Here is a 22,704-nt window from a genome sequence, read left to right as displayed (position 1 = left end):
AATAATTACACGTTAAAACGGAAGTGTAATACATCGCCGTCTTGAACGACGTAAGTTTTACCTTCTAGACGCCATTTACCTGCTTCTTTGGCACCGCTTTCACCGTTGTATTGAATAAAGTCATCATAAGCAACACATTCAGCACGGATAAAGCCTTTTTCGAAGTCAGTATGAATCACACCAGCCGCTTGTGGCGCAGTCGCACCGACTTTAACTGTCCAAGCACGAACTTCTTGTACACCTGCAGTGAAGTAAGTTTGTAAGCCAAGTAAGCTATAACCTGCACGAATTACCACGTTTAGACCAGGTTCTTCCATACCCATCGCTTCAAGGAATTCAGCGCGATCTTCATCTTCAAGTAATGAAATTTCAGCTTCGATTTGGTTGCAAAGCGGTACAACGATTGCATTTTCTTCAGCAGCAAGTTTTTTTACTGCTTCAAGATGTGGGTTGTTTTCAAAACCATCTTCTGCAACGTTGGCAATATACATGGTCGGTTTTAGTGTCATTAAACCAAAACCACGAACAGCTTTGCGTTCGTCATCAGAAAGGTCAGCGGCACGCGCTGGTTTACCTTCGTCAAGCAAAGGTTGGATTTTTTCTAATGCTGCTTTAGTGGCAATCGCATCTTTATCGCCACCTTTAGCTGCTTTAGTTAAGCGTAGTAATGCTTTTGCAACGGTATCAAGATCAGCAAGAGCAAGTTCAGTGTTAATAGTTGCGATGTCATCTAATGGATCAATTTTACCATTTACGTGAATCACGTTTTCATCTTCAAAACAACGTACTACGTGTGCAATTGCATCTGTTTCACGGATGTTGGCAAGGAATTGGTTACCCAAACCTTCACCTTTTGATGCACCAGCAACCAAACCTGCGATATCAACGAATTCCATAGTAGTTGGAATAACACGTTGCGGTTTAACAATCGCTGTAAGTTTGTCTAAACGTGGATCTGGAACAGGGACAATGCCTGTATTGGGTTCAATGGTACAGAACGGAAAGTTTTCAGCTGCAATCGCTGCCTTTGTTAATGCATTAAACAATGTAGATTTACCTACGTTTGGCAGACCAACAATACCGCAATTAAAACCCATGAAACCACTCACAAATGTGTTATTTAAAAATTGCTGCTGATTTTACATGAAAGCCATGACAAAGTCAGGTCATGGCGAGTGCGGATTTTTATTTCGAGCTTAAACTTTGCGTTTATCTAGCTGTTTGGCAATATTATCGCCGGTGCTTTGAACCAGCATGACTAAAATAATCAGTACCACAATCACTGCCAGCATGACTTGCATATCAAAACGCTGATAACCATAGCGATAGGCAATATCACCGAGCCCACCGGCACCAATCGCACCTGCAATAGCAGATGAACTGATCATGGTCACAATGGTCACAGTAAAACCTGCAACAATCCCCGGCAAAGCTTCAGGAAGGAGTACATGCCAAAGAATCTGCTTACGGTTACAGCCCATCGCTTGAGCGGCTTCAATCAAACCTTGATCAACTTCACGTAGGCTGACTTCGGCAATACGGGCGAAGAATGGAATAGCGGCGATGGTTAAGGGCACAATCGCAGCCAAGACCCCATAACTGGTGCCAACGATCCAACGGGTAAATGGAATCAATGCCACCATTAAAATTAGAAAGGGTACGGATCGAGTGATGTTAATCACCCAGCCCAAAGACTGATTGATTTTCTTGGAAGGATAAATCCCAAAATCTGCTGTACTGACAAGAATCAAGGCAATCGGCAGACCAATCAAAAAGGCGAGAATCGCAGAAACACCGACCATGATTAAAGTATCGGTCGTACCTGTCAGTAGCAGATCAATGAGTTGATTGTACATAACCGATCACCTCAAGTTGTGTTATTGCAGGATGTTTTGCAAATTGGGCCCTGTTCAGATCAAAGTCGAGATTGCGAATCCCGATGATCAGTGAGCCGATGCTACGCTGCTGAATGTTATCTATCTGACTATGATAGACCTGAACGGGGCTATTAAAACCATCCAATAGTTCATATAAATCAGGCACCGATTTCGATTCACTGACATATTTCAATTTTAAAATCTGATGTGTGCTTTGAGGCAGAATAGTTGGGCTCAGCTTAAAGGGTAAATTTACCTGTTCAAAGTTGAGTAATTCCTGCGTGATCTGTTGTTGCGGATTGGAAAATACCGACCAGACTTGCCCAGCTTCAACAATTTCACCCTGATCAATTACAATCACCTGATCGCAAATCTCCTGAATGACCTGCATTTCATGGGTGATCAAGACGATGGTTAAACCGAGGTCTCGGTTAATCTGTTTTAATAAGGATAGAATATTGGCGGTACTTTCAGGGTCCAGTGCTGAGGTGGCTTCATCACAGAGCAGGATCTCGGGTTGAGAAACCAAGGCCCGTGCGATCCCAACACGTTGTTTCTGTCCACCTGAGAGTTGAGCAGGGTAATCATTTCGCTTTGCTTCTAAGCCAACCAATGTCAGTACATCACCGACCCGTTGTTCAATCTCAGCCTTGTCATAACCCGCAACACGGAGTGGTAAAGCCACGTTTTCCCACACCGTTTTGGCAGACATCAAATTAAAATGCTGAAAAATCATGCCAATTTTCTGCCGGGTCTTGATCAATTCGGCATGGTTGAGTTCAGCAATATTTTGTTGATGAATCAGGATGCTGCCAGTATCAATCGACTCTAAGCCATTTAAGGTGCGGAGTAGGGATGATTTACCAGCGCCACTTTTCCCGATAATCCCAACAATCTGTGCTTTGGGAATATCAATATTAATGTCTTTTAAAGCATGTAAGCGTTGGCCCTGTACATCATAAAACTTATTTAAACCGCGTATTTTCAGATGCGGGACTGAAAAATCGACCTGTGAACCAAAACTCACCATGATTGTTCTCCTTATTTCCAACCTGGGAACCACAACGTTGGACCGAAATCGCTATCCAAGGCTGCTTTAACTTTTGCTGAGTTTTGATAAATCTCGACAAATTTCTGTAGCTTGTTGTCTTTGTCCTGATAATCATCACGAACCACAAATAAAATCGCATAACGCTTGTTGGTATTGTCATCAAACAATAAGGCACTTTCAGGATCAGCCGTCTTAGCTAAACGTAAGTAATGTGGATAGCCAAAAGCGAGATCAACATCATCAATGGCACGTGCAGTTTGTGGGCCTTCAACTTCGGTAAATTTCAGGTTCTTCGGATTTGCGGTGATGTCTTTCAGTGCTGAAAGGTGATTATTACTGTCTTTCAATTCAATCAACTTGGCTTGTTGTAATAGTAATAAAGCACGCCCTTGATTAACGGGGTCATTTGGAATAGCCACCGTTGCACCATTCGGGAGTTCATCAAAACTTTTATATTTTTTTGAATACAGTCCAACATGTGAAGCTGCACCTGCAGCAAAGGATTTTAATTTAAAGCCAGTTTCTTTAATGGCATTATCTAAAAAGGGCTGATGCTGGAAAAAGTTCGCATCGATATCACCATGATTCAAAGTGATGTTAGGCGTATTCCAATCGGAAAACTCGACCAATTTGACATTCAAACCTTGCTGTTTGGCTTCATCCACTGCAACTTGCAATGGATGGGCAAAAGAAGGACTGATCCCAATCACCAGTTCACTGCTATGGTTCTGTCTTTGTTTATTCCAAATCAATAAGGCAATAATTGCGACAACAACGACAAGGCCAATACCCAACCATTTTTTAGAGGCTGTTTGAGCCATATATTTCTCCAATTCTTTTCTTAAATGTTAAGCACTAATTTCTTCAATTATTTTTAGGTCATCTGCGTTGTTATGTGGTCTACATCGGAACTGATCAGCAGGATGGCTTGCAGTTAAATGATCGCCTTGAGCAAACAGTTTGTTCCGCAGTGAGCCCGTTGCATATTCAGTTTTATAACGTCCACGTTGCTGTAACTCAGGGATCACCAGTCGAATGAAATCATGGTGTGATTCAGGGGCAACCGTGCGAGTCAGGTTGAAACCATCAATGCCAGTTTGATCGAGTAGTTCAATCAGGTATTCAGCAACCTCAGCACCACTGCCAACAATGAGTGGATAACGTCCACCCAGAATATGTTGGGCTTTTAAGTCATTCTTGCTGATGCGCTGTTCTTTAAACTTCTCATTGACGGAAGCAATGCTATTGCTCTTTTGATAAGGGATCGCTTCATCATCTGCAAACGTGGCAAGATCAATGCCGACTGAACTGGCGTAATGTGCTAAACCTGCTTCAGGACTGGCATATTGGCGATATTCAGCCAGTTTTTGCTGGGCAAGTTCATGTGTTTCAGCCACAACGACGGTAATGCCAACAAAGATTTTAATCGCATCTTCATCACGACCTTGTTGCTGTGCTTGTAGTCGTATCTTATTAACTTGCTGACGAATTTTTTCAGGCTGATCACCACCAATAAAAATACATTCTGCATGACGCGTAGCAAACTGTAGACCTTTCGGTGATGCACCTGCTTGGAATAGAGTTGGTGTACGTTGAATCGAAGGCGCAACCTGAAACACACCTTGGCTTTGGTAATATTGCCCTTGATGATTGATGGAGTGGACTTTATTGGGGTCAGTAAAAACGCGCTGTTGTTTATCTTTTTTTAAGGCATCATTTTCCCAAGAGCCTTCCCAATATTTATAGCAAAGCTGTAGAAATTCTTCGGCCTGATCATAACGGGCATCATGATCTTTTAAACCTTTTTGCCCAATTAAGCGTTCGGCACTGTCCAGATAACCTGTGACAATATTCCAGCCCAAACGACCTTGGGTTAAATGATCCAGACTGGCAAAACGCCGTGCAAATTGGTAGGGCTGTTCATAGCTCAAATTAACGGTAACACCAAAGCTTAAATTCTGCGTGACCAAAGCCATCGCCGAAATTAGGGTAGAGGGATCATGACTTGGTAACTGAATCGACTCTTTCAGGGTGAGATCGATGCCATTTTGATAGACATCATAAACACCTGTAATATCTGCAAGGAATAAACCATCAAACAAACCTTGTTCCAAGGTTTGTGCCAGTTCAGTCCAATAGCTCAATTCATTAAAGCGATGTGATTGATCACGGGGATGTGTCCATAAACCATGATTGATATGACCGACACAGTTCATATCAAAGGCATTTAACAAGATTTTTTTAGCAATCGTTTGACTCATTACAAAGTCCCCCGACGTGGAGGCAGAATGCCATTCAACACATAATTACCGATAAAGTAATATTTCCAGCGTGCAGCATCATGCAAGGTATGTACACGTGCATTACGCCAATGACGATCAAGACCATCAGCACGTTGACTGCCACGACTACCCGCCAACTCAATCAATTTCGATGATGCCTTTAATGCAGTTTCAGTACTATGCGCACGTACTTTTGCCACATCAATTGAAGCCTTGGCTAAGCTTTCAGCGTTGAGATTCTGTTTGGCGGCATCTACAGACTTGGCGGCCTGTTTAAGTAAAAGTTCACTGGCTTTGACATCGGTTGCCACACGACCCAGCTCAGATAGGGTTAAGGGGTCTTGAGTGGCGGAATCAATATTGGCATCAATCCAAGGGCGGGCGACACGCACACGCTGCATTGTTTCTTCAAAAGCAGCACGAGCAATCCCGACTTCAATGGCGGCATGCATGATTTGAGCAAAGGGGCCAACCAAAGACAGTTGCTTAAAGGCGGTATCAAAAGGAATCACATCCTCTTTGGCAACAAAGACCTGATTAAATTTGACTGTACCGCTGCCTGTAGTCCGTTGCCCAAAGCCAGACCAGTCATCAATCAGTTCTAAACCTTGGCTGTCTCTTTGTACAAAAGCCAAAAATTCATTACCTGTTTCATCAACCACCAGGGTTGGAATACGATGGGCGAATAGGCTACCCGTGCAGTAAAACTTTTCTCCTTGAATCAGATAACCGTTTTCGCTTGGGATTAAGGTGCTTTGTTTATGTGCAGAAGTGCGGGTTTTAAATTCCGCCAGCGCATTACCAAAGCGTGCACCTTGTAACACTTCTTGATAGAGGCGTTTCTTTTGTGCTTCCGTACCAGTATTGCGCAATACTTCCAATGCATAAAAATGGTTTTGTGGAATCTGACCGATTGAACCATCCGCACCACTAAACAGCGCAATCACTTTAGCGACGGTGAGGCTGGAAACTTCTGCACCACCATATTGCTTAGGTACGGTAATCGCCCATAAACCTGACTGGCTATAGGCTTCGATTTCGGTAAACGGCAAGTTTCGATTGGCATCACGTTCAACCGCCGCTTGTTTAAACTGTTGACTGAGTTGAGTTGCAATTTCTAGGGCTTCAACATCACTTTGGATAATATGGGCTGCTTTAAAATTGGTTTTGGCAAAACCTTGTAATTCTTGATATGAAGTCATGACGATTTACTCCTTAAATCCAAGCATGGCGGGCAGGGTATGTACCGTTGAGGTAATAATCACCAATGGCATGGAATTTCCAACGCACAGGATCATGTAAGGTATGTACACGGGCATTACGCCAGTGTTGATCAAGATTATGTTGGCTCAGGCTGGCACGGCTGCCACCAAGTTCGAGTAATTTTTCTGAGATATGCAGCGCAGCATCATTGGCATAGATCTTTGCTTCTGCCACTAAAATAGAGGCGCGAGCGGCTTGCTCGGCAGAAACCTCAGTGACTTGATCCAGTTCATCTAGATATTCGGCAGCATCGTCCAGTAATAAAATGGCAGCATCGAGCAGGATATTGAGTTTGCCAACTTCTTGTAAGGTGTAGTGCTCTTCACTGGCTTTTTCTACACCTGCATCAATAATGGGACGTGCTTTACGAATGCTGGATAAGGTGTCGTCAAAAGCTGCTTCGGCAATGCCAACATCAATCGCGACTTGCAACAGTTGTGAATACGCACCACGCACATTTGGAGTGTCGGCAATAATGCGTTCATCAAAAAATAATGCAGGATCGGTGATGACGTTGTGTAGTTTTACTGTTCCACTGGCTGTGGTGCGTTGACCAAAGCCATTCCAGTCATTAATCACTTCAACACCAGCGGCATGTCGATCAACGATCGCCAATACCGTATAGCCATCTGGATGTAAGGCACGAATCGCTAACCAATCTGCAAAGCTGGTTCCAGTCGAGTAAAACTTTTCTCCATTTAAAAAGTATTGACCATTTTCCAAGCTTAAAGTGGTTTGAATGGCTTTGGTGTCTCTTGAGTTTTTCTCAGGCCCACCATTGGCAATGCGTTTACCTGCCAGAATTTCAGCGTAGATAAACTGCTTTTGTACATCTGAACCAGTGATATTCATAAAATTTAAAAGGCCGAATTGGTTTTGTGGAATTTGTCCCACATTCGCATCGCCTTTAGTTAAAATACGAAATACATGGACCAAGGTCTTATTGGAGACAAAAGCACCGCCATATTGTTTTGGAATACGAATACCGCCTAAGCCTTTTTGACTGAACTGAATAATTTGTTCGGTGGGTAAAATACGATTTTGGTCTCGTTTATTTCGATCTTCTAATGCAAAGTCAGCAACTTGATAGGCAGCATTAATCGCCTGCTGATCATTTGAAATCAGTTGTACTTGAGTTCTAATGGCTGATGGTTTACTGGACATGTGAGTACCTCTAATAGCTAAGAAATACTTTATAAAAATTTTACTTTTCCATTAAACTAGTAGTTATGCCTTGTATATCACAATAATTCCTAAGCATTTTTTATGAGAAAAATAACAAAAAAATTCATATACAATCCAAATATAAAACAATAGTTTATGTAGATTTAAACTTTATTAATGAGTATGAAAAGCTCTTTTCTATGAAAGAAACGAATATTCTCACCACGAATATTCATAAAGAAACTTTGCCAAAATTAAAAATGATCGAGCAAAAAGGACATTGTATTGATTAGCTTTTACTTCTAAAGTAGAGCAAACCTTAGGTTTGATCGAGTAGAAAAATAAATTTGGAGAATTTATGCGGGTTTTATACCAATTTCCTTTGTCTCATTATTGTGAAAAAGCTCGCTGGTTGTTAGATCATAAGGAATTGGATTATGTGGCACATAATTTAATTCCTGGTTTTCACCGAGCATTTACCTATCTCAAATCTGGGCAATATCTATTGCCGATGTTGAAAGATGATAAACGCTGGGTTGCTGATTCAACACAAATCGCTTTATATCTTGATAGTACTTATCCTGAACATGCATTATTGAGACGTGATGAACAGTTACGCGAGCAAGCTCTAGAAATTGATAAATTATCGGGTGAGCTGGGTGTGCATGTCCGACGTTGGTCATTGGCGCAAGCGTTATCTGTTGGCGATCATCCACTTGAAATTATGATGGGTGAGCAAGGCTATTTACGCCAGTTTGAAAAAATTTCTAAACCAATTTTAAAGAGTTTAGTTTCTTCAAACTATAAGTTAAATCCTCAGAAAGTCGCAAAATCTAAATTGAGAATGACCGAGTTGATTACCGATCTCAATCAGCGCCTGATTGATAATCAAGGGCGTTATTTGGTTGGCGATCGTCTTGGTTTAGCAGATATAGCAGTTTGTTCAATTCTTGCGCCTTTACTCGTGATTAAAGGTACGCCGTGGGAATTGGAAAATGATGATATTGAACAATTCACGGGTGAATTGAAGGAATATCATGACTATCTATTAGATTTGCCAATTGGACAATATGTGCAACGTATTTATGCGACTGAACGTAATGCAAGGGTTGATTGGCGCGGTTTGTAAATCAAATTTTGAGTCGAAAAGCCCTGATGAATAAAATCGGGGCTTTTTTTATGAGAAAGAAAATTGAAAAATTGTTGATAAATCAAAAAATAATTAGGGAATAAAATTAATAATTAAAAGAAAATTCGTTTTAAGCAGAAAATATTAGAAATTATTGCCAAATTTACTTTAAAAAAACTGAAAAGAGGGAAATAATTATAAAAAGGCTTTGCTATCTTATGTTTCAGGGTGTGATGGGGATCGAAACAAGTTGTTCACTATTGGGAGATGAGTTGAACAGTTGCTCAAAAGGTCTTGTTTCGGCTTTGAGACAAAGATAAACCAAAAGTTTTTGCGTTATCCGTGCAGCATCGTCAAAAGTTAAACGAATGTTTTCCCTTGACCCTTAAAAATTACTGAGTGAGCAGTTCCGATAGAAGCATAAATTCAGAGTGAGAACTGTAGAATGGAATTGGATCGTTTTGATAAACAAATTCTTGAAATTTTGACCCATGAAGATGTCAATCTAAATGAGCTTTCAGAGCGTATTAATCTCTCAGTGAGTTCGGTGCATCGCCGCATTAAAAACCTGATTGAATCCCAAGTAATGGGGCAGCTCAAACGAGAAATTAATTTTAATAAACTCGGTTTTAGTTTGCATATTCTTTTGCAGGTTTCTTTGAGTAAACATGACAGTGAAACCTTTGATAAGTTTTTAGAAGAAATTGAAGATATTCCAGAGGTGACCAATGCATTTCTAGTGACAGGGCAGAGCGCCGATTTTATTTTAGAGTTAGTTGCGAGAAATATGGATGATTATAGTGAAATCTTACTACGCCGTATTGGTAAGATTGACAGCGTGGTGGCTCTACATTCAAGTTTTGTGATTAAAGAATATAATGTATTTAACTGCTATAAACTTTTAAATAAGCTATAAAAAATGCATCTAAAAAGATGCATTTTTACTGATCTGAATGAATTAAGCATCAAGTTGAGCTAAAACTTCTTCAGTAAACTCCACGTTTGTATAAACGTTTTGAACATCATCAAGATCTTCGAGCATATCAATCATTTTCATGATTTGTTTAGCTTGATCAATATCATTGATTTCAGCTTTAGTCGATGGGCTCATCACAACTTCAGCATTATCAGATTTTAAACCTGCTGCGGTTAGTGCATCTTGAACATCACCAAAGCTTTCTGGGCTAGTAATGACTAAGATACTATCTTCATCGATCTCGATGTCATCAGCACCTGCCTCTAAAGCGACTTCCATGATTTTGTCTTCTAAAGAGACATCTTCAAAAGAAATTTCACCACGTTTTGTGAACAGGTAAGCCACCGAACCGTTGGTTCCCAAGTTACCATTGGTTTTAGAAAAACAATGGCGAACATCTGGAACAGTACGGTTTAAGTTATCTGTCATGGTTTCAACGATAACCGCAACACCACCCACACCATAACCTTCATAGGTTACTTCTTTTAAATCATCGTTATCATCACCGCCAGCACCACGTTGAATTGCACGATTAATCGTGTCACGTGTCATATTTACTGAAAGTGCTTTTTCAACAACAGCACGTAAACGAGGGTTACTCGCCGCATCTGGGCCGCCCAATCTAGAAGCGGTTACGATTTCACGGATATATTTGGTAAAAACTTTACCGCGACTTGCATCTTGTTTAGCTTTACGATGCTTAATATTGGCCCATTTAGAATGACCCGCCATGGAAGTAACTCCAAAAAATTAAAACTCAAAAAAGTGCGTGAATATTAGCATAGCGATAGTTTTCTTGAAAACTGCCATAGCTCATATTCAAAATTTAAAATTTTGATTAAGCATCAAAAAATGATCATATAGTTCAGACGATTTAGTTAATTTTTACATCAATATCATATTCGGCATATAGTGCTTTGATTTTTTCTAAATCCTGTTGCAGATCAGTAGGGTAAATTTTACCTAAAATGCCGCCTTGTTTGGTTCTGGCATTTGCATACATCAAGATGATGGGTACATTGGCTGCTTTTGCAATATGCCAAAAACCAGTGCGAATTGGTTTGCGTGCTTCACCATCTTTAGCGCGTGTGGCTTCGGGTGCAATCACCAGATTAAAATGGTCATTTTGATTAAATAGATCAACCATTTGAGTCACGATATCTTTATTTGCTTTACGATCGACAGGAATACCACCAAGTTTTTCTAAAATAGGCTTGAGAGGACCTTTGAATAGTTCTTTTTTTATCAGTGTATGTATTTTTAATTCTAAAATTTCAAATAAAGCCAGAGAAAGGATGGTATCTAGGTTTGAGGTATGCTCAAATCCAATAATGACTTGTTTCTTTTCTAAAATGGTTGGATCAACCTTGTATTCCCAACCCGTTGCTTTAAAAATAGATTTTCCTAAAATTTTTCTCATGTTTATCATCGTAGGTTTTGAGTCGCAGCAGTGTAATACGACTTTTCAGGAAAATACATATCCGAAAATACCAGATCAAAATAAATTTAGATGTCTTATTAATGATCAAAATAGTGCTATATGATCTTTACTCAAGCCGTAAAGATCATATAGAATCAGCTCAGTTTATGATTTTTAACATTATTTTAGTAATTTGATAAAATCATCTGCTTGTAATTTAAGTTAAATTTAACTAAGATCTAGTCGCATTTTTCATATCGAGTATATGATCAAAGTTTAGGGCCTATAGCTCAGTTGGTTAGAGCAGCGGACTCATAATCCGTTGGTCGACAGTTCAAGTCTGTCTGGGCCCACCATATATCAAACCTCGTAACTATTTGAGTTATGAGGTTTTTTAGTGCCTATTGATTGTGTTTCTCACTGCTTTTTATAGACCGCAATGTGGTCTATCGGTTCGATAATCCGATGGTCTATCTGTCTGATTGCCTACACAGTGCCTACATATATTCTATGATTTACCCCCAGATCGTTTTCCAAGCATTTTGTCTTGCCATGCGATTTAGGCGTGTCGATGAATCCATGCTTTTGATGTCATCGCATCGTAAAACGCATGGGAAAACATGATGTGTATGGGGGAATTGTGAGATTGCTTGGATTCCTCGTTTGGGGCAGGAGTTCTAGGGGAAATTGCTGAATGGCGTGGGGGAGTTTTGCTTGTAGAGAACATATCTGCCAGCTTTGCCATTCAGTCTTGTATTAGTTGATATATGCCTTTAGCCCATCCATCAATTCGCTTTGCAAGCTGTCAGGACTGACCACATGAATATGTGGCATCCAGTAACGAATTAGTGAAAGAAGCTGTAGTGAACTGACATACTGACTACTGATGAGCAAAGCACCATTATCCATTTCTTTGACAATCTGTTGGAGCGGTAACAGACTTCGTTGTCTAAAATGATCTGCAACTTGTGGACTGATGGTTAGAATTGCTTCCTGTTTGTCCTGTCCAAACCAGATACTTTCTTCTGCTTCTAATTGAGTCAATATTTCTTTGCTATGTTGGAACATGGGTTGATCGCTGTGAACAACAACGTCTTTGGCAAAGCTCAGACGGTAGGCTTTCAACTTCTCATCTTTGACTGCTGCCAAATACCAACAGCTACGATGATTAATCAGTTTGTATGGTTCAAGTAGATGATAACCACCTTTATAATACAGTGTGATTTTGTGACGATTTAGAATTGCAGGTTCAAGCCGTTCAAACAAGGCTTTGAACTTTGTACCATCTTCATTAAATTGTCCTTTGCTTTCATACACAGATTTTGCATTTTCATTCAAGATACGGCGTAGGAATTGTCTATCCATATTTGGGAATAAATCAGAAACACCTGAAAGCATGGAAAAATGACGAATGTCATCATCATTCAACTGCCCTAAATAATTATCGGGGAGGGCATAAAGTCCTTTCTCATTCAGTCCAAGCATGGGCAATGCCACCATTAAACGCTCATTAATATCACGTTGGATGGTGCGTTTACTTACGCCATAGTGTTCTGCAAGTTGTTTGGTATCGAGTGCTTTGCCTTCGTTAAGCTGACACAGCATATCGGTGATCCGTTGTGCTAGTTTGACGTGTTCATTTTCGTTATCTGCCATTCGTTCTTTCCAAAAGTAAATTTTCCTATATCTATGGTATCTGTATAGATAGACAGGTGATGTCGTTATCCATAAAAATCATGCCATATCCCAATGAAAGCTATTATTTGATTCTTTTTTCCATTGTTCTATTTGCAACGACATCACCTGTCTACCCCTCCTGTTAAGCTTTAAATATCAGTAACAAGATGACTTTATGAATACCAAATTTCATCCATAAAGTAGAAAATAATTGTACCTTTATTAGGTACAAGTTGTTATGATTTTTATGACTAAAAATACAACTACCTAGTTTGGTTGGAGAGTCAATCCATCATTATACAAGGAGAAAACAATGGCACATTATGAAGACCAATCTGACATGTTTATGAAAAGAGCTGAAAGCTGCAAAAAGAATGGAGATCGTTTCTATGCTCAAGCAAAGCAAACAAGTAACAAAGATCAATACAACCAGTTGATGGCGCAAGCTCAAGCCCATTATCAAAGTCAAAAAGAGAATGAAGCCAAAGCCAAACAACATGCAGGTAAAACTTGGAAATAATCCAAGAATTTACAATGAATACGTCAAATTATTATTTAGAAAAGGGGTAATTTTATGAGTAACTTGGAAAAAGTTGTAAAAGCATCAACAGATCTGACATCAGGATTAGTCACAAGAACGACACAGAAGAATTCAGATGGAAGTACAACGACAACAACTGAAGTAGAACCAAGTAAAGGTGGAGCTATTAAAGGTGCAATAGCAGGTATGGCCGTAGGTTCAATGATTCCTGTTGTTGGCACAGCAATAGGTGGAGTTGTTGGGGGACTAATAGGTGGTATTTTTGGACCATCAGATAAAAGTGATAAATCTCATCAGAATAATAATGAGTAATATTGCATCAAATAGCCAGAATGGGTCGAGATATGATTTCTTCTCATTCTGACAATCACTTGTGTAATTAAGGAAGTTTTGCTCACATATTATTTTCATGGTCTATAACCAAGGGAGTGACCATGAAAAAATTTTGCTTAGTATTTCGTATGATTTCGGATTTTCCTAGTGTGCAATTAAATCCATTCTATAAGCCCATTGCGAAGATCATTTATAAAATCGTAGACAGGTTTGTAGAAAAGATTCCATATTTTTCCAACTCTTTATTTATCCAATAAGGGGGAATAGATATATGGAAGTTTTACAGCAATGGCTGATAGAGCAGCGTGAAAAAAGGAAATTAACGATTCAACAGCTCGCACAAAATCTGAATAAACCTGTTTCATATATACACGACATTGAGCAGGGACAACATATTTTAGAGATCGTTGAATTTTTACGATATTGCCATGCTTTGGATGTTGATCACAATATCGCTATTGAGGTTATTCAAGATGAATTGCAAAAACAATCTTAGCCCTTTGCTTTGTTGATTTCTTCCTGAATTAAATCCAATCCAGTTTGGGGATTGATTCCAAGCGTATTGCAATACCAAACATATTCCACAATATCCAAACGTCTTTCACCTTGTTCGACTTTTTGTATGTACGAATGAGGCTTATCCATGCGTTCAGCCAAGCTACGCATAGAAAGATGGTGTAATTTGCGTTCACTCTTGAGCCAATGGATCAGAGTTCGCATCTCGTCAGTATAAATACTATTTGTCATGTACCTATTTTGAATACATTAAATAATGTACCCAAAATAGATACAAAAAGTACCTAAATTAGGTACTAATCCTAAACAATTCTAACCAACCGCTATGTAGGAGAAAATGTCATGGGGTTTATGAACAACCTAGCCGCAAGTGTGCTTTCAATTGCAGCTAATTCAAGTGATCCTGAAATACAGCAATCAGCAGAATCATTAAATAATTTACGTGTTGCCACTATTGGCTATACGGATAATGAAAAACAGCAGATTGCAGCCGCAGAAGAGGCTAAACGCATTGAGGAGCAACAGGCAGAAGAGGCTCGTCAAAAAGCCGAAGCTGAAAAACAACGAGCAGAGCAAGAACGTCTTGCATATATGCAAACCACTGAATATAAGCAAAATCTTTGGGTCAATCATAGGAAAAATATCAGAGACATGGCTATACAATTTAAACTTCCACAGGTCATTTTGGCGCAATGCGGCAATGCAGTGAGTCAGGAATGTGCCAATCCTGTGGCAGTAAATTTTATACAGAAGCTCGATGCCGATACCAAAAACGAGCTGAAATGGGCATCTAAAAATGATTGGAAGATTCGTTAGAAATGTTGCTGTCATACAAAATGGATAACGACATCACCTGTCTACTTGACCTGTTAGTCTGTAGATCACAACAGTAGAAATGTGAATGATGAATAATTCAAATTAATTCATCCAATTTTAAATCTTGATCACAGGGGTATATATGAAAAAGTTTCTTTTAATTCCATTGCTATCAATATGTGCTACAGCAGTTCATGCAGTACCGAATGTATGGCAAATGGGATATGGACAAGGTCTTGCTGAATATTCAATTCAGGATGCCAAAGGGCAAAGATTATGGGTTGTCTGTAATGAGGGTGCAGGAGATGAATATGATCATTCTGCACGATTCGAGACAAAGACCAAGAGTTATGAAAATACTGACTCTAACTATCCACTCACTTTTCTATTAGATGGCAAAACTGAAGTTGCACCATCAGGAACGACCAATTGGCGCAATGGTGCAAATGCTTGGTATGAGTTTTCTCATGGTATTGCCAAAGCCAAGAAAATAGAAGTATTCGTCAATAATAAAAAGATGACTACTTTTATTCCAGTTGCGAGCAGCATTAAAAACGTTGCGAAAAATATCTCGTCTTGCAAAGCAAAATGGTAAATCATTTCAATTAAAATCAAAGGATTCAATTATGAAATTTCTAAACCTACTCACTGTAATTTCTATACTCTCTATGTCTTCTGCATACGCTGCGACATTAAATGTAAAAGTGAAGAAAAATACTCAGTGGGGAGAAGAATCAGCTCAATTAGCAACTGATAAAGGACTCATTTCCATTTATGCTCTGGAGTTAACCAAGAAACAGGCGAATGATCTGAATACCTTGAAAAAAGGTAACTGTGTTCAAATCAAAGCTAAAGATCAGACTTTAGAAAAATCTGAGGGTGTAATAACCATTATGGAATTTGAGTCTGCAAAAACAGTAAAGTGTAAATAAACCTAATGCTGCATACATAAATTGTAATCGTCCTCATTTGGCATAGATATTATTTTCATGGTGATTCAATCAAGGAGCAAACACCATGAAAAAACATTATCCAGAACTTGAAAAAGTATGTGAGGTTATGGACAACATTCCTCATCCTAAGTGTCAAAACTTGGCGAATAGTATTCGTGCCTGTAATAGCATTGATGCCAGTCATCAGGAAAAAGCTGCTGCTGTACTGATTGCAGCCTTACAATTTCTTTAAATCTTGACCTTATTAATAGCCCCCAATGCAGTAATGTGCATTGGGGGTTTTGTATTTATGGAGCATCATCATGCAACCACAACCTCGTATCCATGACAAAGTAGGTTATTGCCTTGTCGAGACTTTGATCTGTAATAAGCTTTCTGAACGTGCCGAAGGGAAACTGCATTATCAAATTTGGCAGCATCAAGAAGATAAGTCTTTTGGTATCTCGCTTTGCAAAAATGAATCAAGCGGTGGCTTTAGTGCTGAACTCATTCAAGTCACAGACATCTTACAATGTTTGGCAGATCTCAAAGCCACTGAAAAGCCATTTCATGCAACGGCATTCAAGCCTCTATTCTCAGGGAAATCGGCAAATAATCATTGCTTTCTTGCAGCGGTATTCGTAGATCAGAAGCTTGTCCAACCGCACCCCATGACCGAAAGGTTACTGGAAGTTGATGTTCATTTTGAATTGTGGGTGAACCAATTGGAAAGCCTTGTATCAATGGACAAAGAGATGCCCCCAACCAAAACCAGTAAAAAACGCCCTGAAAAGGAGATCGAACATGAAATACATCAAGCATAAGGAGGACATCAAATATGTAATCAACCGTGAAATCGCTTCGACAATATCCAGTACGATATCTCGACTGGAAACACAGTATGAAGAAGCCTATCAAGCCACCCAACATGGGTGGTTTATTGTATGTGAACAAGGCAAAGAGTTATTTCAGCCCTTACCAGATCTGTCTTTCAGTCTTTATGAAAAGATCAAAAATGGTGAGGCTGAATATATAGAGGAGTTATCGGATTGGTATGAAATCTATATTTTACTCAATGACAATGAAGGTGTTCTGGTCTTCATTCCACGAACATTACTTCCTCAACATTCTTTACCCATGATACCGAACTGAACGCTGAGTAAGTTACAGCTTGGCGTTTTAGCACATAGCATCAAGGACGGAAAAATGTCAAAGAAACCTTTATTTAAACTTGGTCAAGTGGTAGCGACTGTAAATGTCTCAACGTTTGCCAATCAGCATCAGATAGACTTACTTGGCTTGTTGCAACGTCATCATACAGGTGATTGGGGAAATCTATGTTCTGAGGACAAAGACAGTAATGAAGAGGCACTTATCATGGGTGGACGTATCTTTTCTAGCTATCAATATGAAGCCGACAAAATTTGGATCATTACTGAAGCTGATCGAAGTGTTACGACTATCTTATTATCGATTGATTACTGAGTCATCCTGTCAGACCACTGTCTTACCTCAAAATAGACCGTAAAGCTGTTTTGGCTTTACGGTTTCTTTTTTGATAGCAAGGTCAGGCATGACGTGATGGATTTTCAAAATAGAGTGGCCTACGTTCTAGTAGTCCGATGGTCTAGCAAGGGGGAGTTGAAGATTTTAAATTTAGTCACATTTTGTTACAAAGTCATTTTCCTGTTACTGAATCTGCCATTTTAATTTGTTTTGGATTAAGAAAAATCATTTCTCCATAGGACGTCCTAGGGAGAAATGATTTTTTACTATTCGGTTGTTTTTACCGTTTGGTTTGTTTTTTACCATTTGGTTTTTATTTGAGAATTTTCTCATTAGTTTTCTATTTACTAATCAGGAATTATTAATATATCCTTCTTGGCGTAATATCTAAGAATTAATTTTCTTATTTATTAATTTATTAAATTCGGAGATGTATTATGTTAGTAGAAAGTGTTTTGTTTGGTTGTAATTCTGATATCCATGAAAATGTTGTTCAGGATGTTAATGAGGAAAGAACTAATAAGTTGGAAAAAGCTGTTTCATCTTATAAAACGGCTCCAAAAACAATTTTTTCTGGAGGATCTTTTAGTGTTTTAAATGATTGTATTATTGATGAGTCAGTATATTTGATGCATGAAGATTCTACTTGTTCAAATAAAGAAGTTTCTTTAAATTCATCGTGTATATTAGAGGGGATTAAATTGTATGATGAAGAATCCCTTAAATTAATGAAGTATTTTGATATGGATTTTCGTATTCATGTTGCACATGCTTGTTTTAGAGTCGGGAGTTTATTCTGTAGTCGAGATCAACTTTCAGAAGAAGGAGAGTGGTCAAAAAATGGTGAAGTCGAGAAAGTTAGTGGCATTACAATGAACTCATTGGTTGAATGTATATTGAAGAAAAAACCAAATAAGGTTGTTTTTAATACCATTAAAACATCAGATGGACTTTCATCTAATGGCTACTATATGCTAGATGAGCTTAATAATATAATTTCAAAAGTCATTATTATTGTTGATCATGATAGTGTTTTTGAGAACTATGATAATAAGGCTTGGGATTTAGTAAGAGATTCTGGAATGATGGATATCATGCTTTTTATGGGGGAGTTGTCTGAAGATTATTTTGAATTTAAATATTCACATTTAATTGATTTTTATGGTTGTTCTCGCGATAATTAGATTAGATTAGATTAGATTAGATTAGATTAGATTAGATTAGATTAGATTAGATTAGATTAGATTAGATTAGATTAGATTAGATTAGATTAGATTAGATTAGATTAGATTAGATTAGATTAGATTAGATTAGATTAGATTAGATTAGATTAGATTAGATTAGATTTACAGATGTTATATTGGCATGGCATCTGTAAATTGTTTGTTTTTGTGGTGGGATTTTTTTGGTTTGAGTGTATATGGGTTTTTAATTTTATTATACATTTTGACGTATTTAATTTTTATTTCTACACATATTATTTTTTTGATTGTTAATTAGCAATGGTAAGGAATATGACTAAAATATCAACATCACTTAAAAATAGTTGAAATATTCAACTTAAAAATTTAATTCTTCGACACACCTATCCCCCCAATTGCCCCTTATATGGTTTTGCGATCAGGGATAGGCGTGCCTTTTTTCATGAGGAAAAGTTATGAATAAACCGTTTTCAATGGGTATGAATATACCTTTAGGTATGGTACAGCCGTTTAATATTGATCAGTTAATGCTGCCAGAAGGAAAAGCCAAAGTTGAATTTTCCGTTCCTGCCGCACAAGGATTAAAAGTTATTGTGTCAAAAGCAAGCAAAACCTTTTTATTTCGAGGAGTACATAACGGTAAAAAGATCAGTACAGTAGTAGGTAAATATCCTGAAGTTTCGTTGCAGCAAGCGATAAATATTGCATTAACTTTTCGAGATCAACTTAGAAAGGGTATCAATCCATTAGAGGAAAAGGCTCGAATTGAAAATATTCCCACACTTAGCGTTTTCTTTTACAAGATTTATTTACCTATAGCGAAGTTGAATAAAAAATCTTGGAAAGATGATGTTTCTCGATTCAAGAATCATATAGAACCTTTTTTGGGAAATAAGCAATTAAATAATATTACTGCTGCGATGCTGAATGATTTGATGCTTGAAATTAAAGGAGAAAATCGTTCCAATGCAACAGTAAATCGCTCAAGGGCACTGTTAAGCAGTATGTTTAACGCTGCCTTTGAGCGTGAGCTTATTGATCAATCCCCAATGAGCCGTGTAAAAAAGCTGATCGAGCGAAACCAAATTGAACGCTATCTTGATGATGAAGAGCTAAAGCGATTTATGCCAGTGCTCGCCAATCCAATGGCTTACGGCATCGATAATCAAATTATCGTTTGTATTGTGGAAATGCTATTGCTCACAGGCGCTCGTAAAGGCGAAGTGATTCATCTCAAATGGGATGATCTTGATGAAAGCAATCATCTTTGGAGGCTTAATGAGAATAAGTCTGGAAAGCCACGTATTATTCAGTTGAACAGCGAAGCACAGCAGATCATCCGAAGAATGTCACGCAAATATCCGTATGTATTTGCTAATCCCAAAACAGGATTGCCTTTCAATGATATACGGAAAACATTCCAGAAGATTCTGGATGCAGCCCAGATTACAAACTTTCGTATTCATGACTTACGCCATAACTTTGCCAGTATGGCTGTAAACAATGGTTGTGACATTTATGTGGTACAGCATTTATTAGGTCATGCTTCACCAACAACGACTCAGCGTTATGCACACCTACGTCAGGATACGTTACGTAACGCTTCTGAAATGCTTGCTGAACGTATCAACAGCGCTCGTCCAAACCGCTAACTCCTAACTTTTATTATTTATCAGGGTATACCGCTTTGCGATATACCCTAAGGATTTCTCATGTCTAAAAAAGTATTCAAATTGAAGAAAGATCAATATTTGTCTGATTTGGAAATGAAAATTATTCAGAATCAATCGACTTTTTTGGTTGCCCCAACAGGTGCAGGTAAAACGACATATACGATGGAGGAGTTAAAAGCTCAATACAAACTCGTCATTATTCTTGTTCCGACTCAGGCAAAAGTCATGGAGTTACAAAATGAATATTCAGTCAAAGGCTCATTAAAATCTGAATATTTATTTTTTTGTGCAAATGAAAATCCTGACGAGAACATTCGTAAATTTAATGGTGTCATCGTTGCAACTTACGATAAGTTTGAAAAAATTATCAACCTCTTGTCAGAATCTCAAAAGAAAAGTGCTTTGCTGGTTATTGATGAATCACACAAGATTTATGCGGCAGGTGCATTTCGGGATGAGGCTTTGAACCCTATTATTTGGCATCTACAAAAACGTTCAATCCCATCTATCCTGTTGTTAACCGCAACCAAAACAGATGCTCTATTTTCTCAACTCAATATTGGAGTAGATCATGAGTATGTGATTTCTCATGAAAATCCTCCTAGTCGTCATATTAAAGTGACCTCTTTATGTAACGGAGACCAATACACTGCGATCGCTGTGATTGAAAAGAGAGTGAATCAACTGCTAAAGGCATCAGCACATTTACCCGATAAAAAGTGTTGTAAAACGATGATTGTCAGGGTGAATTCAAGAGAAAAGTGCGAAAATTTTAAACGTTATTTTGAGCAGCGATACAAGCTTAAGTGCATTGTAGTTCATAGTAAAACTAAAGGTAATAAAGATGTTCAGGAGATTTTCGAAACTCAGAAAATTCCGACAGGAGTAGATATTGTATTTACAACATCGATTATGGATGAGGCTGTTAATCTGAATAATCCTGAGATTGAAATAGATTCAGTATTTATTCTTGGCAAACAGGCTCATGTAGAAGAATTGGTTCAATTCATCGGCAGACTAAGGCTTGCAAATGTTCCTTGTCATATTCTATTGCACACTGGGATTCCTCAGTCAAATGTGAAGCCCGAACAAACTCATCAGAAGCATCTAAAAAAGCTGAATGACTTTATTACTCGTGTCAATAAGATTGCAGAAGCTTTGGCGAGCCTTGCAGCAGATTATAAATTCGATTTACAAGATAACGAGAATGCAAATATTTATGACAAAGTGAGTCGAATGAATGAAAGCTTTCTAGACTGGTTTGATTGTAAGCTTTTTACTGTATATAAAAGCAAATCTATACAAAATATTGCCAGTCTTGTTTCAGCGTTATATTTGATGGATACAGGTTACTTTTATAGTAGTTTTGAATATATGGCATGGCGTATCAAACAGTTTTTGCCTAATAGTAAAATTACATTTATTGAGGATACAACTGCTACGCCACACTACATCAAGGAATTTTTTGATGAACAAAAGGTAAATGCGGACAAAGCCTATTTGGAAAGCATTAATCCTGCGCTCAAAATATTTTTGGAGCATTTTCAGAATGGTCTATATAAGCCTAAATCACTCAAAGAAATAGCAGTTAAGTTTGTTGAGCACAAACAGAAAGATGAAGACTATATCGATGATTTGGCGCTTTTTACTGGTGGTAAGGTCGCTTACCCTGATAAGGTGGCTAAAATTCTAAATGAAATCGTGTATTTAGCCCAAAATATTGGGAATCTACATGATATACAAGCAATTCTTATACAGAAAAAATTCAATGTCGTTGCAAAAGTAGCAGATGGCTATGCAAAAAATGAATTTGTTCGACATCTTGTGAAGCAGTTTTATACTTATAGTCCAGAAAAGTACCTAGAGAATCGACATCGCCTGAATGGTTTACAAGCAAGTAAACTCTTATGCAGCACCATCAAGGCGGTACAGAAACAGACGCAACTGCCTATGAAGTCTATTATTCAGGCTAATCTCATCAAGGGGATGCGTTATGATTATGAGTCAGAATCATATGTAATTGATAACGGCAAAGCACTTAACTTTATTGCCACATATTTTGAAGTCAAAGACCGTAACAAGAATAAGCCAGAGAGACGTTACCTTGAATTTGAGGGTATTGCTATTGGTGGGTTTGAGTATCTGCATCTAAAAGCATGGCAGGGGCAATACATTACGCTTAAAGAGCCACTTATGATCGATGGTAGAACCTACGATGCCTATACTGGTAAGGCTTCTATACGTAAGGCTAAGCTTGAAGACGTGTTTACTGACTAAGGTAGCCAAAAATACTTAGTCGCATCGCCAATGTCCACAAATCCGTTACATTCATCTTTCGTGCTTTCA

26 protein-coding genes and 1 tRNA gene are annotated in these 22,704 nt (G+C 38.3%); 16 read left to right on the top strand and 11 right to left on the bottom strand.

Annotated elements, in window-relative coordinates; all coding sequences use genetic code 11:
• Nucleotides 1-5: 5 nt before the first annotated feature.
• The 7 genes from ychF to O1449_RS08800 all read right to left on the bottom strand — a co-directional run bounded on the left by ychF (nt 6) and on the right by O1449_RS08800 (nt 7,637).
• Nucleotides 6-1,097 carry a redox-regulated ATPase YchF gene (gene ychF, locus O1449_RS08830; RefSeq protein ID WP_250748766.1) on the bottom strand — a complete coding sequence of 364 codons (1,092 nt, stop codon included), beginning with the start codon at nt 1,095-1,097 and terminating at the stop codon, nt 6-8.
• Nucleotides 1,098-1,196: 99 nt separating this feature from the next.
• Nucleotides 1,197-1,856 (bottom strand): methionine ABC transporter permease, encoded by a 660-nt coding sequence (locus O1449_RS08825; protein WP_269238090.1) that lies wholly within the window; start codon nt 1,854-1,856, stop codon nt 1,197-1,199.
• Nucleotides 1,837-2,907: a methionine ABC transporter ATP-binding protein gene (locus O1449_RS08820; RefSeq protein WP_269238089.1), complete on the bottom strand. Its 1,071-nt coding sequence runs from the start codon at nt 2,905-2,907 to the stop codon at nt 1,837-1,839. The genes O1449_RS08825 and O1449_RS08820 overlap by 20 nt, the downstream gene beginning before the upstream one ends.
• A gap of 11 nt (nt 2,908-2,918) precedes the next feature.
• Nucleotides 2,919-3,749, bottom strand: coding sequence for a MetQ/NlpA family ABC transporter substrate-binding protein (locus O1449_RS08815; RefSeq protein WP_269238088.1), 831 nt, complete (start codon nt 3,747-3,749; stop codon nt 2,919-2,921).
• A gap of 27 nt (nt 3,750-3,776) precedes the next feature.
• Complete coding sequence (locus tag O1449_RS08810) at nt 3,777-5,189, bottom strand: LLM class flavin-dependent oxidoreductase (protein WP_269238087.1); 1,413 nt, start codon at nt 5,187-5,189, stop codon at nt 3,777-3,779.
• On the bottom strand, nt 5,189-6,412 hold the full coding sequence (locus tag O1449_RS08805) for an SfnB family sulfur acquisition oxidoreductase (RefSeq protein ID WP_269238086.1): 1,224 nt from the start codon (nt 6,410-6,412) through the stop codon (nt 5,189-5,191). The genes O1449_RS08810 and O1449_RS08805 overlap by 1 nt, the downstream gene beginning before the upstream one ends.
• Nucleotides 6,413-6,425: 13 nt before the next feature.
• On the bottom strand, nt 6,426-7,637 hold the full coding sequence (locus O1449_RS08800; protein WP_269238085.1) for an SfnB family sulfur acquisition oxidoreductase: 1,212 nt from the start codon (nt 7,635-7,637) through the stop codon (nt 6,426-6,428).
• A 358-nt stretch (nt 7,638-7,995) separates the two neighbouring features.
• On the opposite strand from O1449_RS08800, the gene O1449_RS08795 reads away from it, so the two are divergent.
• Together O1449_RS08795 and O1449_RS08790 are read left to right on the top strand one after the other, a co-directional pair.
• Complete coding sequence (locus O1449_RS08795; RefSeq protein ID WP_269230123.1) at nt 7,996-8,766, top strand: glutathione S-transferase family protein; 771 nt, start codon at nt 7,996-7,998, stop codon at nt 8,764-8,766.
• 445 nt (nt 8,767-9,211) lie between these two features.
• Nucleotides 9,212-9,682: an Lrp/AsnC family transcriptional regulator gene (locus O1449_RS08790; protein ID WP_004911804.1), complete on the top strand. Its 471-nt coding sequence runs from the start codon at nt 9,212-9,214 to the stop codon at nt 9,680-9,682.
• A gap of 42 nt (nt 9,683-9,724) precedes the next feature.
• On the opposite strand, the gene O1449_RS08785 is transcribed toward O1449_RS08790, so the two are convergent.
• Together O1449_RS08785 and O1449_RS08780 are read right to left on the bottom strand one after the other, a co-directional pair.
• The gene (locus tag O1449_RS08785; protein ID WP_005054547.1) at nt 9,725-10,474 is read right to left on the bottom strand and encodes a YebC/PmpR family DNA-binding transcriptional regulator; all 750 of its coding nucleotides are present in this window, start codon (nt 10,472-10,474) and stop codon (nt 9,725-9,727) included.
• A 142-nt stretch (nt 10,475-10,616) separates the two neighbouring features.
• On the bottom strand, nt 10,617-11,162 hold the full coding sequence (locus O1449_RS08780) for a 1-acyl-sn-glycerol-3-phosphate acyltransferase (protein WP_269230124.1): 546 nt from the start codon (nt 11,160-11,162) through the stop codon (nt 10,617-10,619).
• A 279-nt stretch (nt 11,163-11,441) separates the two neighbouring features.
• Here O1449_RS08780 and O1449_RS08775 point away from each other — a divergent pair.
• Nucleotides 11,442-11,518, top strand: a tRNA-Ile gene (locus O1449_RS08775).
• 400 nt (nt 11,519-11,918) lie between these two features.
• Here O1449_RS08775 and O1449_RS08770 read toward each other — a convergent pair.
• Nucleotides 11,919-12,818: a helix-turn-helix transcriptional regulator gene (locus O1449_RS08770; protein ID WP_269238084.1), complete on the bottom strand. Its 900-nt coding sequence runs from the start codon at nt 12,816-12,818 to the stop codon at nt 11,919-11,921.
• 334 nt (nt 12,819-13,152) lie between these two features.
• Between O1449_RS08770 and O1449_RS08765 the strand changes: the two genes are divergently transcribed.
• From O1449_RS08765 to O1449_RS08755, 3 genes are all read left to right on the top strand, one after another.
• Complete coding sequence (locus O1449_RS08765) at nt 13,153-13,359, top strand: hypothetical protein (RefSeq protein ID WP_005215797.1); 207 nt, start codon at nt 13,153-13,155, stop codon at nt 13,357-13,359.
• Between the two features lie 54 nt (nt 13,360-13,413).
• On the top strand, nt 13,414-13,692 hold the full coding sequence (locus O1449_RS08760; protein ID WP_269238083.1) for a glycine zipper domain-containing protein: 279 nt from the start codon (nt 13,414-13,416) through the stop codon (nt 13,690-13,692).
• A 292-nt stretch (nt 13,693-13,984) separates the two neighbouring features.
• Entirely contained in the window at nt 13,985-14,209 is a 225-nt protein-coding gene (locus O1449_RS08755) for a helix-turn-helix domain-containing protein (protein ID WP_269238082.1), read from the top strand.
• Here the strand turns inward: O1449_RS08755 and O1449_RS08750 are convergent.
• Nucleotides 14,206-14,460 carry a helix-turn-helix domain-containing protein gene (locus tag O1449_RS08750; protein ID WP_269238081.1) on the bottom strand — a complete coding sequence of 85 codons (255 nt, stop codon included), beginning with the start codon at nt 14,458-14,460 and terminating at the stop codon, nt 14,206-14,208. The two genes, O1449_RS08755 and O1449_RS08750, sit on opposite strands and share 4 nt — an antisense overlap.
• A 111-nt stretch (nt 14,461-14,571) precedes the next feature.
• Between O1449_RS08750 and O1449_RS08745 the strand changes: the two genes are divergently transcribed.
• The 10 genes from O1449_RS08745 (at nt 14,572) to O1449_RS08700 (ending at nt 22,635) form a co-directional block, all read left to right on the top strand.
• On the top strand, nt 14,572-15,045 hold the full coding sequence (locus O1449_RS08745) for a hypothetical protein (protein WP_269238080.1): 474 nt from the start codon (nt 14,572-14,574) through the stop codon (nt 15,043-15,045).
• Between the two features lie 142 nt (nt 15,046-15,187).
• A complete protein-coding gene (locus O1449_RS08740; protein ID WP_269238079.1) occupies nt 15,188-15,640 on the top strand; it encodes a hypothetical protein in 453 nt (150 codons plus the stop codon).
• 31 nt (nt 15,641-15,671) lie between these two features.
• Complete coding sequence (locus tag O1449_RS08735) at nt 15,672-15,977, top strand: hypothetical protein (protein ID WP_269238078.1); 306 nt, start codon at nt 15,672-15,674, stop codon at nt 15,975-15,977.
• 85 nt (nt 15,978-16,062) lie between these two features.
• Nucleotides 16,063-16,230, top strand: a complete 168-nt coding sequence (locus O1449_RS08730; RefSeq protein WP_269238077.1) for a hypothetical protein — start codon at nt 16,063-16,065, stop codon at nt 16,228-16,230.
• Between the two features lie 70 nt (nt 16,231-16,300).
• Nucleotides 16,301-16,801, top strand: coding sequence for a hypothetical protein (locus O1449_RS08725; protein ID WP_269238076.1), 501 nt, complete (start codon nt 16,301-16,303; stop codon nt 16,799-16,801).
• Nucleotides 16,782-17,129 carry a hypothetical protein gene (locus O1449_RS08720; protein ID WP_269238075.1) on the top strand — a complete coding sequence of 116 codons (348 nt, stop codon included), beginning with the start codon at nt 16,782-16,784 and terminating at the stop codon, nt 17,127-17,129. The genes O1449_RS08725 and O1449_RS08720 overlap by 20 nt, the downstream gene beginning before the upstream one ends.
• Before the next feature lie 54 nt (nt 17,130-17,183).
• The gene (locus O1449_RS08715; protein WP_269238074.1) at nt 17,184-17,462 is read left to right on the top strand and encodes a hypothetical protein; all 279 of its coding nucleotides are present in this window, start codon (nt 17,184-17,186) and stop codon (nt 17,460-17,462) included.
• Between the two features lie 458 nt (nt 17,463-17,920).
• Complete coding sequence (locus tag O1449_RS08710) at nt 17,921-18,667, top strand: hypothetical protein (RefSeq protein WP_269238073.1); 747 nt, start codon at nt 17,921-17,923, stop codon at nt 18,665-18,667.
• Between the two features lie 473 nt (nt 18,668-19,140).
• Nucleotides 19,141-20,337 (top strand): site-specific integrase, encoded by a 1,197-nt coding sequence (locus O1449_RS08705; protein WP_269238071.1) that lies wholly within the window; start codon nt 19,141-19,143, stop codon nt 20,335-20,337.
• 60 nt (nt 20,338-20,397) lie between these two features.
• Nucleotides 20,398-22,635, top strand: coding sequence for a DEAD/DEAH box helicase (locus O1449_RS08700; protein WP_269238070.1), 2,238 nt, complete (start codon nt 20,398-20,400; stop codon nt 22,633-22,635).
• Nucleotides 22,636-22,704 lie beyond the last annotated feature (69 nt).

Source organism: Acinetobacter sp. TR3, assembly GCF_027105055.1.
In the GTDB taxonomy this organism is placed as follows: Bacteria; Pseudomonadota; Gammaproteobacteria; order Pseudomonadales; family Moraxellaceae; genus Acinetobacter.
Note: the sequence above shows the minus strand (reverse complement) of the source record. Positions and strands in the feature narration are given on the sequence as shown.

Coding starts and splice junctions, on each gene's coding strand:
- ychF (WP_250748766.1), bottom strand. CDS start 1,097: ATGGGTTTTAATTGCGGTATTGTTGGTCTGCCAAACGTAGGTAAATCT.
- O1449_RS08825 (WP_269238090.1), bottom strand. CDS start 1,856: ATGTACAATCAACTCATTGATCTGCTACTGACAGGTACGACCGATACT.
- O1449_RS08820 (WP_269238089.1), bottom strand. CDS start 2,907: ATGGTGAGTTTTGGTTCACAGGTCGATTTTTCAGTCCCGCATCTGAAA.
- O1449_RS08815 (WP_269238088.1), bottom strand. CDS start 3,749: ATGGCTCAAACAGCCTCTAAAAAATGGTTGGGTATTGGCCTTGTCGTT.
- O1449_RS08810 (WP_269238087.1), bottom strand. CDS start 5,189: ATGAGTCAAACGATTGCTAAAAAAATCTTGTTAAATGCCTTTGATATG.
- O1449_RS08805 (WP_269238086.1), bottom strand. CDS start 6,412: ATGACTTCATATCAAGAATTACAAGGTTTTGCCAAAACCAATTTTAAA.
- O1449_RS08800 (WP_269238085.1), bottom strand. CDS start 7,637: ATGTCCAGTAAACCATCAGCCATTAGAACTCAAGTACAACTGATTTCA.
- O1449_RS08795 (WP_269230123.1), top strand. CDS start 7,996: ATGCGGGTTTTATACCAATTTCCTTTGTCTCATTATTGTGAAAAAGCT.
- O1449_RS08790 (WP_004911804.1), top strand. CDS start 9,212: ATGGAATTGGATCGTTTTGATAAACAAATTCTTGAAATTTTGACCCAT.
- O1449_RS08785 (WP_005054547.1), bottom strand. CDS start 10,474: ATGGCGGGTCATTCTAAATGGGCCAATATTAAGCATCGTAAAGCTAAA.
- O1449_RS08780 (WP_269230124.1), bottom strand. CDS start 11,162: ATGAGAAAAATTTTAGGAAAATCTATTTTTAAAGCAACGGGTTGGGAA.
- O1449_RS08770 (WP_269238084.1), bottom strand. CDS start 12,818: ATGGCAGATAACGAAAATGAACACGTCAAACTAGCACAACGGATCACC.
- O1449_RS08765 (WP_005215797.1), top strand. CDS start 13,153: ATGGCACATTATGAAGACCAATCTGACATGTTTATGAAAAGAGCTGAA.
- O1449_RS08760 (WP_269238083.1), top strand. CDS start 13,414: ATGAGTAACTTGGAAAAAGTTGTAAAAGCATCAACAGATCTGACATCA.
- O1449_RS08755 (WP_269238082.1), top strand. CDS start 13,985: ATGGAAGTTTTACAGCAATGGCTGATAGAGCAGCGTGAAAAAAGGAAA.
- O1449_RS08750 (WP_269238081.1), bottom strand. CDS start 14,460: ATGACAAATAGTATTTATACTGACGAGATGCGAACTCTGATCCATTGG.
- O1449_RS08745 (WP_269238080.1), top strand. CDS start 14,572: ATGGGGTTTATGAACAACCTAGCCGCAAGTGTGCTTTCAATTGCAGCT.
- O1449_RS08740 (WP_269238079.1), top strand. CDS start 15,188: ATGAAAAAGTTTCTTTTAATTCCATTGCTATCAATATGTGCTACAGCA.
- O1449_RS08735 (WP_269238078.1), top strand. CDS start 15,672: ATGAAATTTCTAAACCTACTCACTGTAATTTCTATACTCTCTATGTCT.
- O1449_RS08730 (WP_269238077.1), top strand. CDS start 16,063: ATGAAAAAACATTATCCAGAACTTGAAAAAGTATGTGAGGTTATGGAC.
- O1449_RS08725 (WP_269238076.1), top strand. CDS start 16,301: ATGCAACCACAACCTCGTATCCATGACAAAGTAGGTTATTGCCTTGTC.
- O1449_RS08720 (WP_269238075.1), top strand. CDS start 16,782: ATGAAATACATCAAGCATAAGGAGGACATCAAATATGTAATCAACCGT.
- O1449_RS08715 (WP_269238074.1), top strand. CDS start 17,184: ATGTCAAAGAAACCTTTATTTAAACTTGGTCAAGTGGTAGCGACTGTA.
- O1449_RS08710 (WP_269238073.1), top strand. CDS start 17,921: ATGTTAGTAGAAAGTGTTTTGTTTGGTTGTAATTCTGATATCCATGAA.
- O1449_RS08705 (WP_269238071.1), top strand. CDS start 19,141: ATGAATAAACCGTTTTCAATGGGTATGAATATACCTTTAGGTATGGTA.
- O1449_RS08700 (WP_269238070.1), top strand. CDS start 20,398: ATGTCTAAAAAAGTATTCAAATTGAAGAAAGATCAATATTTGTCTGAT.